10 protein-coding genes and 3 pseudogenes are annotated in these 11,348 nt (G+C 69.9%); 7 read left to right on the top strand and 6 right to left on the bottom strand.

The window, feature by feature from the left end:
- The coding region (locus ABTZ03_RS43530) for an IS5 family transposase (RefSeq protein WP_350518823.1) at nt 1–766 on the bottom strand (766 nt) is incomplete at its 3' end.
- Nucleotides 767–1,277: 511 nt separating this feature from the next.
- Between ABTZ03_RS43530 and ABTZ03_RS43525 the strand changes: the two genes are divergently transcribed.
- Entirely contained in the window at nt 1,278–2,657 is a 1,380-nt protein-coding gene (locus ABTZ03_RS43525; RefSeq protein ID WP_350518822.1) for a tetratricopeptide repeat protein, read from the top strand.
- On the opposite strand, the gene ABTZ03_RS43520 is transcribed toward ABTZ03_RS43525, so the two are convergent.
- Nucleotides 2,654–3,739, bottom strand: coding sequence for an IS630 family transposase (locus ABTZ03_RS43520; RefSeq protein ID WP_350518821.1), 1,086 nt, complete (start codon nt 3,737–3,739; stop codon nt 2,654–2,656). The two genes, ABTZ03_RS43525 and ABTZ03_RS43520, sit on opposite strands and share 4 nt — an antisense overlap.
- A gap of 678 nt (nt 3,740–4,417) precedes the next feature.
- On the opposite strand from ABTZ03_RS43520, the gene ABTZ03_RS43515 reads away from it, so the two are divergent.
- The 4 genes from ABTZ03_RS43515 (at nt 4,418) to ABTZ03_RS43500 (ending at nt 8,351) form a co-directional block, all read left to right on the top strand.
- Nucleotides 4,418–4,639, top strand: coding sequence for a hypothetical protein (locus ABTZ03_RS43515; RefSeq protein ID WP_350518820.1), 222 nt, complete (start codon nt 4,418–4,420; stop codon nt 4,637–4,639).
- A gap of 132 nt (nt 4,640–4,771) precedes the next feature.
- Nucleotides 4,772–7,423, top strand: a complete 2,652-nt coding sequence (locus ABTZ03_RS43510) for a DNRLRE domain-containing protein (RefSeq protein ID WP_350518819.1) — start codon at nt 4,772–4,774, stop codon at nt 7,421–7,423.
- The gene (locus ABTZ03_RS43505; RefSeq protein WP_350518818.1) at nt 7,420–7,665 is read left to right on the top strand and encodes a hypothetical protein; all 246 of its coding nucleotides are present in this window, start codon (nt 7,420–7,422) and stop codon (nt 7,663–7,665) included. The genes ABTZ03_RS43510 and ABTZ03_RS43505 overlap by 4 nt, the downstream gene beginning before the upstream one ends.
- A gap of 299 nt (nt 7,666–7,964) precedes the next feature.
- Nucleotides 7,965–8,351 (top strand): hypothetical protein, encoded by a 387-nt coding sequence (locus tag ABTZ03_RS43500; protein ID WP_350518817.1) that lies wholly within the window; start codon nt 7,965–7,967, stop codon nt 8,349–8,351.
- A gap of 298 nt (nt 8,352–8,649) precedes the next feature.
- Here the strand turns inward: ABTZ03_RS43500 and ABTZ03_RS43495 are convergent, their stop codons facing one another.
- Both ABTZ03_RS43495 and ABTZ03_RS43490 read right to left on the bottom strand, forming a co-directional pair.
- Nucleotides 8,650–8,925: a DUF5959 family protein gene (locus ABTZ03_RS43495; RefSeq protein ID WP_350518816.1), complete on the bottom strand. Its 276-nt coding sequence runs from the start codon at nt 8,923–8,925 to the stop codon at nt 8,650–8,652.
- A gap of 127 nt (nt 8,926–9,052) precedes the next feature.
- Nucleotides 9,053–9,196: pseudogene (locus ABTZ03_RS43490) on the bottom strand (IS5/IS1182 family transposase); the annotation flags it as partial.
- Between the two features lie 5 nt (nt 9,197–9,201).
- Between ABTZ03_RS43490 and ABTZ03_RS43485 the strand changes: the two are divergent.
- Nucleotides 9,202–9,891: a phosphotransferase gene (locus ABTZ03_RS43485; protein ID WP_350518815.1), complete on the top strand. Its 690-nt coding sequence runs from the start codon at nt 9,202–9,204 to the stop codon at nt 9,889–9,891.
- An 82-nt stretch (nt 9,892–9,973) separates the two neighbouring features.
- Here the strand turns inward: ABTZ03_RS43485 and ABTZ03_RS43480 are convergent.
- Nucleotides 9,974–10,423: pseudogene (locus ABTZ03_RS43480) on the bottom strand (helix-turn-helix domain-containing protein); the annotation flags it as partial.
- Between the two features lie 36 nt (nt 10,424–10,459).
- On the bottom strand, nt 10,460–10,645 hold the full coding sequence (locus ABTZ03_RS43475) for a hypothetical protein (protein ID WP_350518814.1): 186 nt from the start codon (nt 10,643–10,645) through the stop codon (nt 10,460–10,462).
- Nucleotides 10,646–10,859: 214 nt separating this feature from the next.
- On the opposite strand from ABTZ03_RS43475, the pseudogene ABTZ03_RS43470 reads away from it, so the two are divergent.
- Nucleotides 10,860–11,332, top strand: a pseudogene (locus ABTZ03_RS43470) (transposase family protein); the annotation flags it as partial.
- Between the last annotated feature and the right edge of the window lie 16 nt (nt 11,333–11,348).

Genomic DNA, 11,348 nt, shown 5'->3' with positions numbered 1-11,348 from the left:
CGAGCCGGCGGCTCATGACCATGCTCATCGACCACTTGATCATCGCCTCGGAGGTGTCGGTGCGGGACTCGTAGTCGCGGGCGAGGCGGCGTGAGCGCATCAGCCACGCGAACGTCCGTTCCACCAGCCATCTTTTCGGCAGCACCACGAAGCCGGTGGTGTCGTCGGTGCGTTTGACCACGGTCAGTGCGATCCGCCAGGCGTCGCGGGCGAGGTCGACCAGGTGCCCGGTGTAGCCGCCGTCGGCCCAGACCAGCGTGATGCGCCAGTGCCGCATCCGCAGTCGTGCCAGCAGTGTCCGGCCGGCCTCGCGGTCGGTGGCGCAGGCCGCGGTGACCGTCACGACGAGCAGCAGCCCGAGGGTGTCCACCACGATGTGTCTCTTGCGGCCGTTCACCTTCTTCGCGCCGTCGAAGCCCCGGGTCGCGGCCGGCACTGACGCGGCCCCCTTCACCGATTGGGAGTCGATGATCCCGGCGGTCGGCTCTGGGTCGCGGCCCGCTGCCTGGCGGACCCGATCGCGCAGCCGGTCGTGGAACTCGGTGACCAGGCCGTTGTCACGCCAGCGGCGGAAGAAGGCGTAGACGCGGTCCCACGCGGGGAAATCCGCGGGCACCGCCCTCCAGGCGATGCCGCCGGCGACCAGGTAGCGCACAGCGTCGACCATCTGCCGGTGGCAGTAGCCCTCCGGCTGCCCGCCTCTTCCTTCCAGCCATGCCGGGACGGGCATCGCGTCACGTACGACGGCCCACTCCGTGTCACTCATGTCCGACGGATACCTCGGATGTCTGTACGGGCGATCCCCGGCGTTCCCGAACCGGTGAGCGAGGCAATCACACCCCAGGGCAACGGAGTTGGACGACATCGGCACGGGCACGGAAGACTGCAGCACCAGGGGCCTCCTGTTGCTCGGTTGGATTCGACACCCACGAGCTGTACGGGAGGCCCCACTTCCATGCTCGGCCGGCCAGAGGATCACCCAACCGAGTCGACAGCGTCGAACTCACGCCCACCCAGATCGATACAGCAACAGCGACTGAGAGCCGCGTGAGCTGATGGCCTGCCATGTTGTTTGTGTCCTGTCGCATTGCAGTTGGCGGATTCTCACTCGATCTCATCCGCCTTGTCGGATTCTCACCGTTTCGCGAGCCGGGCGGGATCTGTAACCCGGCTCCGGCTGGGCGGAGGCAGTCGGTGGCAGTTCGTAGGGTGCCCGCGTGAACAGTGATGATCTTTCTTGGCAGGCGCGCAGCCATGGTGGCGTCTACCCGCGGATGGTGCGGACCCTCCTTGACCTGGGGCAGGTGGAACTGCTGATCCAGGCGGCACGGGAGCGTGGGGACTGGAACTGTGCGGAGGCGGCGGCCCGGGAGTTGTGTGCGGCCGGGGAGTTCGATCGGGCGCTGGCCGTGGTGGACCCGTTCACGGATATCGGCTGGCGGGCCGCCGAGTTGGTCGCGGCCGAGATCATGATCCGCCGGGGCGAGGGCGACGAGGCACTCGCGATGGTGCGTCCGGATCCGGCCGAGCTGGGCGACGGTCACGTGTGTGCCAGCTACGCCGAACTGCTGGCGAAGGCCGGACGGGTGGAGGAGGCCGTCGATGTGCTCACGCCCCATCTCGGGCAGTACTGGCTCCGGTCCCACCTCGTCGAGATCACCGAAGGTCAGGGGCGTGACGACCTGGTCCTGGACGTGCTCACGCGGGAGGCCGAGCGACTGGAGCCCATCGAGAGCGCGGCGTGCCGACGATGCGGCGGGGACTGCGGGACGGGCCGAACCGGACTCTGGCACGTACTGCTCCTGATCTCCCGGGTGCTGGAGCGGGCCGGGCGCACGGACGAGGCCGTCGCGGTCCTGCGCGCCGAGAGGGCCTCGGGCCGACGACACCCCGGCAACTTCCCGGAGTACTACGCGGAGCTCCTCGCCCGGCAGGGCCTGATTGACGAGCTGGGTGCCCTCGCCGCCGAAGACCACCGCTCAGCCCTCGACGTGTACGCGAAGGCGTTGGAGGACGCGGGGCGGGCGGACGAGGCGGAGACCGTGCTGCGCGACGGGATCGAGGCCCACGACCATCCGAAGGACCGGGCGGCGCTGATGCGTCTGCTCGTCCGTCAGGGGAGGATCGACGAGGCCGTCGAGACCGGCCGGCCCACCTACGAGTACTACGACTGCTGGAACTTCCTCCAGTGGGCGCTGGAACTGCTCGTCGAGGACGGCCGACCCGGCCGAGCACTCGAACTCCTGGACGCCCGCACCGATGAATACGTCAAGGAGCACCCGGACCAGGTCCGCTCCCTGAGGCTCTGGCTACTGGGAGAGGCTGGCCGCTGCAAGGAGGGCATCGCGGAGGCCACCGCCCTCAACGAGCAGGAGCCGGGCAGGTGGGACACCGCGCTCGCACGGCTGCTGGAGTTGGACGGCCGGCTGGAGGAAGCCCTCGCACTGCTCCGCTCCTCCACCCACGACCTGGTCCGCCACGACTTGCCCGACATGCTCATCAGGCACGGCCGCCCGGCCGAGGCCCTCGACTCCATCCCCACGATCGCCGAGAGCCGCGCCGCTGCCGAACGGCGGGAGCGGGAGGCGGCGGAGCGGCGAGAGCAGGACGATCCCTGGTCCGCTACGGGCTGGTTCAGTGTGGAGCCCCCGTTCTAGTGAGCTGGTTCGGAGATGCGTGAGCAGTAGCGGCAGATTCGGTCGATGATCTGGTCGGCGGTCTTGGTCCACTTGAACGGTTTGGCGTTCTCGTTCCAGATCTTGATCCAGCCTTCGAGGTCGGCTTTGAGAGCGTCCAGCGAGCAGTGGACTCCTCGTTCGAGGCATCGCCGTTCCAGTTCGGCGAACCAGCGCTCGACCTGGTTGATCCACGACGAGTAGGTCGGGGTGAAGTGCAGTTGGAAGCGCGGGTGTGCCAGCAGCCAGCGGTGCACCACGGGCGCCTTGTGGGCGGAGAGGTTGTCGCAGATCACGTGGACCGCCAGACCGGGCTCGGTCTGGCGGTCGATCTCGTCGAGGAAGTCGCGGAAGTCCACCGCGCGGTGCTGGGCCGATATCTTCCCGATGACCTTGCCGGTCGCGACGTCCAGGGCCGCGAACAGGTCGACGGTGCCGTGGCGGACGTAGTCGAAACTGCGGCGTTCGGGCACCCCGGGCAGCATCGGCAGCACCGGTGCGGTCCGTTCCAGTGCCTGGATCTGCGGCTTCTCGTCGACGGCGAACACCGCCGCGTTCGCCGGCGGTGCCAGGTAGAGGCCCACGACGTCCCGGATCTTGTCGATCAGCATCGGGTCCGGGGAGACCTTGAACACCTCCGTGCGCCAGGGCTGCAGCCCGAACGCGTGCCAGATCCTCAGCACGCTGGACGGCGAGATGCCGACCTTGCGGGCCAGCTCGCGCTTGGACCAGTGCGTGCCGCCCTGCGGCACCTCCTCCAGCGTCCGCACCACCACCTCCTCCACCTGGGCATCGGTGATGGTGCGCCGCACTCCCGGACGCGGCTCGTCGGCCAGGCCGTCGAGCCGCTCGCGCAGGAAGCGGGCCCGCCACTTCGTCACGGTCCCGCGGTTCACACCCAGCCGGGCGGCCACCGCGACGATGCTGCCGCCCTCCGCACACGCCAGGACGATCCATGCCCGCAAGGCCAGCCCCTGTGCGGTCGTCCGGCGCTTCACCCACCCCTGCAACACCTGCCGCTCCGCCTCGGAGAGCAGCAACGGCGCGAGCCTGCTGTCACCCACCCACCCGACTCCGAACCAGCTCACTAGGAGTGAACCCCCAGGAGGGCGATGACCGTGGCGAGTCGCCCGGCTCGGAAGGGAATGCGCATATCACGCAGTTCATATGGTTACTTTGCCTTCTCTTTGGCGACACGAGGAAATGGTTCGGCGGATCACCTTCCCGGCCTACAGGCCCAGACCCCCTCCCGTAGGGGGGCGGGCCCAGCGTTGCCGGGATCGCGCCCGGCCAGGCGGCCGCTCACTCGTACTGCGGCTCCACCCGGCTGCTTCGCCGCAGAACGGACGGTGTACGTCCCTTTCGCGTCCTCCGGTGAAGGGTGGCATACGGCGGCTGGCGTGTCCTGGCGGCGTCGCGGCCGGGTCCGGGGGTGCTGCCGTCAATGATGAGTGCCGCACCTGCCGTAGCGTACGAGGACCCGTTCAGCTCGGCACCGCCCAGGAGGGGCGCAACGGTTACCGGACGATGCCGTTCGCGTCGGGGATGGAGATGACCACCTCGGTCGGCGACAACAACGAGATGCTGGGCGGTCTGACACTCAGTCATGCGGCTGAGGCCGACCGGCTCGGACGAGCCCGTCACCCTGGGCCAGTCCAACCCCGGGGGCGACCCTCACAGTCGACGGCCAGACCATCCGGCCCCGCAGCCAGACCGCGCGGGACAACTGCCAGGACGCGAACGTGGCCCTGCGGGCCGGTTGTGGCAGCGTCACCGTCCAGGGCGTCGTGCAGCAGAAAATAGCCACCTTCACCGACACCCGCAGCAGCACCTGCAACAACGCCGGCCGGGCCGGCGCGGACGTCACCGAACCGGCGAAGACCTGGGCCAGCGCCAAGGCCACGACCGGCTCGCGATCTTCCTCGGCCGCCGCGTGGGAGTGCTCGGCCGAATCAGCCAGCTGATCGCTTTGACGTGATCCTGATATTTCATGTACTTAATTTGCTTGCACTTTGCCAAGCCTTTAATGTCTTGGCGTTACTGATCGCGGGTCACGCCCAGCAGGCGAGGGGCCGACCCTGAACGCAAGGACAGACATGTCGTCAATCCGACGTAGCCGTCGCCGAGCCGTCGCCGCGGGCGGTGTCTCGGCGCTGGCCGCCCTGGCCCTGCTCGGTTCGGCCGTTCCGGCTCTGGCCGCCGAGCCGGACACGGCCGCCGGGCGCGAGGCCGTGCTGGAGGCCACCCGCGCCAAGGCCCCGCTGGGCGAGCCCGTCACCGAGGCCGCCACCGCCGAGTCCGCGCTGCTCGCCGCGCAGGTGTTCAACCGCAGGGTGGAGGTCCTCGACCGCAGGACCGAGACGTCCACCACCTGGGCCGACGCCACTGGAACTCTGACCACCGAGGTCAGCGCCGGGCCCGTGAGGATGCTCAGGGACGGCAAGTGGGTCGCCGTAGACGCCACCCTGAAGCGGCAGCCGGACGGCGCGATCGTGCCCGAGGCGCACCCGGGCGGGCTGCGGCTGGCCGGCCCCGGCGGGACCAGGGCCCGTTCGGTGAGCGCGGCCGCCCAGGCCCCGTCCTCCGCCGCCCGCGACCTGATCACCCTGGGCACCGGTGACCGGAAGATCGGCGTGCAGTGGAAGGGCGGCCTGCCGGCCCCCGTCCTGGACGGCACCCGCGCGACCTACCCGGACGCGATGCCCGGGGCCGACCTGGTGGTGGAGGCCACCCGTACCGGCTTCGAGCAGTACCTCACCCTCAAGCAGCGCCCCGCCGGTGACGCCGCGCCGATGACACTGCCGCTGAAGCTCCCGGGCCTGAACGCCGTTCAGCAGGAAGACGGATCGGTCCTGTTCAACGACCGCAAGAGCGGTGAGAACGTAGCCACCATGCCCGCACCGGTCATGTGGGACGCGCAGGTCGACGAGCGCTCCGGCGAGCGCAAACGCACCGCCCGGGTGCCGATGACGGTCGCCCAGGACGGCGACACCGTCGAGCTGCGCCTCACTCCCGACCCGGCGTTCCTGGCGGACCCCGCGACCCAGTACCCGGTGACGATCGACCCGGCCACCGACACCCTCGCCGTCATGTTCGACACCTTCGTCCAGGGCGGCGACACCACCGACCAGTCGGCGTCCACCGACCTCAAGCTGGGCTGGCCCGGCGACTACGCCGGCACCACCAAGCGCACCGCCCGCTCCTTCCTCACCTGGGAGACCGGGCAGTTCGCCGACGCGCTGGTCACCGACGCCAGGCTGGAGCTGTACAACTACCACTCCTGGTCGTGCGAGAAGCGCGGCTGGGAGGTCTGGGCCGCCGACCCCGCCGACACCTCCAGCCGCTGGACCAAGCAGCCCGCCCTGAAGCAGAAGGTGGCCACCTCCACCGACACCCGCAGCAGTACCTGCAACAACGCCGGCTGGGCCGGCGCGGACGTCACCGAACTGGCGAAGACCTGGGCCAGCGCCAAGGCCACGACCGGCTCGGTGGCGCTGAAGGCCGTGGACGAGAACGACACCTACGCCTGGAAGCGCTTCCACTCCTCGGAGAGCACCGAGGACAAGACCCCGAAGCTGACCGTCACCTTCAACTACCGCCCCAGGACCGGCAGCAACCTCCAGGCCGGAGCGCCGTTCCACAGCGAGGGCGGCGTCTACAAGGTCAACAGCCTCACGCCCACGCTGCGTTTCACCACCGAGGACACCAACGAGGACGACAAGGTGCAGGGCACCTTCGAGGTCAAGGACAAGAGCACCGGCGAGGTCGTCGCGCTGTTCAACTCCGGCTTCGTGCGCTCCGGCCAGACCGCCTCCGCCACCGTCCCGGCGGGCAAGCTCGCCAGCGGCCGCGCCTACACCTTCCGCACCACCACCTATGACGGACAGCACTACGCCAACGGCTGGTCGGAGCCGGTGACCTTCACGGTCGACACCGGATGGAAGCCGGGCGCCGCCATGGACGCCCTCGGCGCCGCGAACGCCGTGCTGGACGCCGCCGACATCACCCCCGCGAGCACCAGCGACAGCCGGTACGCGGCCATCGCCGAGACCGCGACCGGCACCGTCACCGTGCCCTGGGACCCGAAGCAGGCCACCGAGGTCAAGCCCGACGACATCCCCGCCGTCGGCATCAGCACCGCCGCCCGGAACACGCAGGGCGTGAACATCGGCGGCAGCGTGGTCTACGCCGACGCCGCCTCCCCGGTCGACACCGTCGTCCAGCCCACCCTCGCCGGAGGCAGCCGCACCCTCCAGGTCATCAAGAACGCCGGCGCGCCCCGCGAGTACCGGGTACCGGTCAGCCTGCCCGGCGGCACGAGCCTGCGCCAGGAACCCGACGGCTCCATCGTCATCGTCCCCGCCAACCCCGACGAGCCCGTCGCGGCCATCACGGCCCCCTGGGCCAATGACGCCCGCGGCAACGACGTCCCCACCTCCTACCGGCTCGACGGCGCCACCCTGATCCAGACCGTCGACTTCACCACCGCCACCGCCTTCCCGGTCGTCGCGGACCCCTGGTGGAACCCGTGGAGCTGGAACTGGAACAAGACCGGCAAGGTCGCCAAGAACGCCGCAAAGAAGTGCGGCATGGGCGTACTCACCACCTACGTCCCCGTCCAGGCCCACCACGTGAGCATCAACATCCAGCGCGCCCGCAACGGTCTGCGCCTGGTGAAGTTCGGCGGCGGCCCCTGGGGCGCGGTCACGGTCGCCGGAGCCGGCTGCCTGATCGGCCAGCTCTCATGAGCCCCGGCAGGCACCGCCGGGTCACCGACCTCCTCGGCCTCACCGGCGAACCGAAACCCGGCGGCCCATGGGCGGCCGTCATCGACATGACCGTCATCCTGATCACCCTGACGGCCATCACCTTCCTGTGCCGCGCCCTCGGGTGCCCTGCCGTTGCCGCCCTCTTCCTCGGCGGCTGCGCCGGAGCGGCGACCACGCGCCTGAACCTCGGCTCGCGCATCCTGCGCGGCCGACGGGACTAACCCACGGGGGTGGTGCCGGGTGCCGACCCGGCACCACCCCCTCCCTGCAGACCGCGCCGGCCCGGCCCCCAAGCCCGTAAATGGTCGGCCCGGCACGGCGCTTCGCCCACTTCGGTGATGACCGAACGTGTCGTTGACCGCCGACCACACGGGGCGCACCATCGTGTGCGCCATGCGGATCACGATCACCGTCGAGGGCCCGACCCCTGAGGTCCTGGACCAGCTGTTCGTCGTAGCCAGGCGCCCGGAGGCCACGGTGACCGACGTCTCCGCCGAGTGCTGGACGACCGAACGAGCGCGTGCCTACTGCAGCCGCCTGCCGCGCCGGGCACAGGAGATCCTGCGAGCCGTCGTCGAGGGCGGCGGCCGGGTGGGGCATCACCGCCGCCGCCCGCGGCAACACCGTCGACCTCCAGATCATCGGCAGCCGCGGCGACCTCTTCACCACCTACGGCCACTACGACCTCGGCCACTGGGACCCGCAGTGGCAGAAGGTCAGCGACAACCGCCTGACGGCGATCAGCAGCAGCGCCGAGGGCAACGTCGTCCACGTCGTCGCCGTCAACGAGGACAACAAGGTCTACAGCCGCGACGCCGACTACGACGCCGGCACGTGGACACCGTGGATCGAAATCCCCGGCGGCGCCACCGGTGTCACGGCCATCACCGCCACCACCACCGGCTGAGCCGCCGTGAAGGGCTCCAGCACCCACCGCACACGCTCCGACTCCGGCCGGACACGCCACCATCCCGCAAACATGATCAACACCCTGCCCGCCACCACTGACACACACCAGGACGAACGGCGAGGCGGCGGGCCGGCCCCGACGACAGCCAACGGGCGGGCACAGCGGGCGGGCCCCGGGCAGGGCGGCTGCGGAGACAACGGCACACCGGACCCGGCGTACCGAGGCAACCGCCGAGGTCGCGCCACCGCCTCCGGCGTCGCCGAAGGCGCCGAGGCAGCAGCTGGGGCCGGAACGGTCAGCCGACAAACGTCCGTCGCGCGTGATCGAGACACGCGCGCCGGTCCTCGATCCAGCCGGCCGCCGGTGAGAGAGGCAGGCTGACCGTCACCTGCGAGGACGGAGCGTCCTGAAGCGACACCCCGACCGCTCCGGACGCCGACGGCTTGATCCCGAGCCGTACCGTCCGACCGGACTTCAGCCACGAGACGAACCGGTCGCCGGCCAGCTCCTCCAAGGCCTTCTCCCACTGGTCCAGGTCATAGTGCGTGATGCCGACGGGAAAAACTGCCATTGACGGTCCCGGTCGACACCACGAACTCGCAGTCGAGGAACTCACTGCCCGGGGCGGGCCACTCCAGCACACGGAGTGCCACAACATGACCGCTCGTCCCCGGCGGATCAGAGCGTCCGCCAGTAGGTCATCGGATGCGAGGGCTGATAGGTCGGGTGTCCCAGCGGTAGGTGAACCAAGCTCGTCGGATCAGACTGCGGATGGTGACGATGGCGGTGGCCAGGGCGATGAAGAACCCGACGCAGCGCCGGCGGCGCTCGGTGTAAGTTCTGCCAGATGGAGATCGGGGAGTTGATCGGGGTGGGGCGGACGGCGGATGTGTTCGCCCTCGACGAGGACCGGGTGGTGCGGCGATACCGCGACGGGGAGGACGCCACCGGTGAGGCGCTGATGATGGCGTACCTGGCCGGGCACGGGTATCCGGTGCCGGCGGTGTGGCCGGGCGCGGCAGCCGGGGAGTTGGTGATGCAGCGGCTGTCGGGGCCGACGATGCGTGAGGCGCTGGTCGCGGGCACGCTCAGCGGCGAGCAGGCGGGTGAGTTGCTGGCCGCTCTACTGCTGCGACTGCACGCCATCCCGCCCCGGGCCGGGGCCGACCCCGCCCACCGCATCGTCCACCTCGACCTGCACCCGGAGAACGTCTTCCTCACCCCCGACGGCCCTGTGGTGATCGACTGGGCCACCGCTCAGGAAGGCCCTCCCGGCCTGGACACCGCGATGGCCGCGTTGATCCTCGCGCAGGCGGCGCTCACCATGCCGGCCGCCGCCGAGGTCGCCCGGACCGTCCTCCCCGCTCTGGTGCGTCAACTCGGCGGTACCGAAGGCATGCTGCTGCCTGAGGCCCGGGCCCGGCGGGCCGCCAATCCGACCCTCACCCAGGAGGAGATCGCCGCCCTCGACGAGGCGGTCGCCCTGATCCTGGTGGCAGGAGCTGACGCCCATGAGAGCGTCCTCCAGCAGGGGTGAGCTGGGGTTACCAGATGCGGGGGCTGGCGGGCCGGGTGTCCCAGCGGTGAATGTACCAGGCCTGACGGATTTGGCGGTCTTTACGTTGAAAGGAGACGCCCTCCTCGCGGAGCAGGACCCGAAGGCCCTCGTGGCTGAAGTCGTCGACCACCCCCTCGGCGACCAGGAAGTCGGCCGGCTTGGCCAGGCTCCAGGTTGAGAACGGCAGGCCGTGCTCGGCTGGCCTGGACTTGGCGATCTTCTTGATCTCGCGGCGTTCGGGCAGTGTGAACGTCCTGGGGCGGCCGCCCTCGTACTTCGGGCAGAGGGAGTCGAAGCCGTCGGCGTTGAAGTTGTGGACCACGCCCCGGACCCGGTCCGCGCTGGTGAACGCCACCTCGGCGATCCTCGCCACCGGCATGCCCTGCGCGGACAACAGGACCATCTGGGCCCGCCGCCAGGTCACCACCGACCCGGAGCCGCGGCGGATGATCCTCAGCAGCAGCCGGCCCTCGTCGTCATCGATCCCGCGTAGGCGCACTCGTTCTGCCACATGCAGACGTCAGCGGCCGTGCGGGTCCGCAAGCCTTCATGCCGGGCGGGCGTCCTGCTCTCCCAGGGCCACCTCCAGCCGGGTGATGTCCTCGGCGTCCTTCCTCCGGCGGGGCCGGCCCGGGACCCAGACCGGCATCATCTGCTTGATCTCGATCTGAGCGCGGGGACTGATGATCCGACACTGCAGTGCACCGATACGGCCAACAGAAGCATCGAGCATGCCCTCTGGCCATCTCTCCCCGGCCCAGGGGCCGCCGGCGACCGCAACGCGCCCAGATCGGTCCTTTCCCAGGAGAGCGAAGCTGCTCTCCACGCCCTGCTTGCAGAAATCGAGCTGCTGGTCGGAAGGAGACCCGGACAGAGTCAGAGGTTCATAACCGGCACGCAGAAGCCCGCCAGCCAGGGCAGGAGCATCCTCCACCCAGGCGAACCAGTCGCAGTGCGACCGCGTCGGCGACGGCCGCGCCGACTACAGCGGCAAGCACCGCCGCCACGGCATGAACCTGCAAGTCATCACCGATCCCGAAGGAAGGCTCCTCCGGATCTCACGCGCGCTTCCGGGCCGTACCCACGACCCGACCGCCGCCCGCACCCACCGCATCGTGACAACCTGCGTCCGACTTCGTGTCCCGGTCCTGGCAGACCTGGCCTACACCGGTGCCAGGGGACGTTCGCCGTCGCACTCAGACGCAAGCCCGGCAAAGAGCTCACCGCCGGCCAGAGATCGCTCAACCGGGCCCACGCCCGGTTCCGGTACCCGGTCGAACGGGGCGTGGCGACACTCAAGGGTTGTCGGATCTTCCGTCACGCCCGTTGCAGCCCGAACTGGCTTAGGGCGTCCGCCAGTAGGTGGTTGCAGCAAGGCAGGCACGGCTCACCCGATCATGGAGTTCTCTACGCTTCATGATCACCGGGGGATCCGT

It is taken from the genome of Kitasatospora sp. NPDC096077 (genome assembly GCF_040303245.1).
Lineage (GTDB): Bacteria > Actinomycetota > Actinomycetes > Streptomycetales > Streptomycetaceae > Kitasatospora.
This window is presented reverse-complemented; position numbering and strand designations above follow the sequence as displayed.

Coding starts and splice junctions, on each gene's coding strand:
- ABTZ03_RS43485 (WP_350518815.1), top strand. CDS start 9,202: ATGGAGATCGGGGAGTTGATCGGGGTGGGGCGGACGGCGGATGTGTTC.
- ABTZ03_RS43510 (WP_350518819.1), top strand. CDS start 4,772: ATGTCGTCAATCCGACGTAGCCGTCGCCGAGCCGTCGCCGCGGGCGGT.
- ABTZ03_RS43495 (WP_350518816.1), bottom strand. CDS start 8,925: ATGGCAGTTTTTCCCGTCGGCATCACGCACTATGACCTGGACCAGTGG.
- ABTZ03_RS43475 (WP_350518814.1), bottom strand. CDS start 10,645: ATGCTCGATGCTTCTGTTGGCCGTATCGGTGCACTGCAGTGTCGGATC.
- ABTZ03_RS43505 (WP_350518818.1), top strand. CDS start 7,420: ATGAGCCCCGGCAGGCACCGCCGGGTCACCGACCTCCTCGGCCTCACC.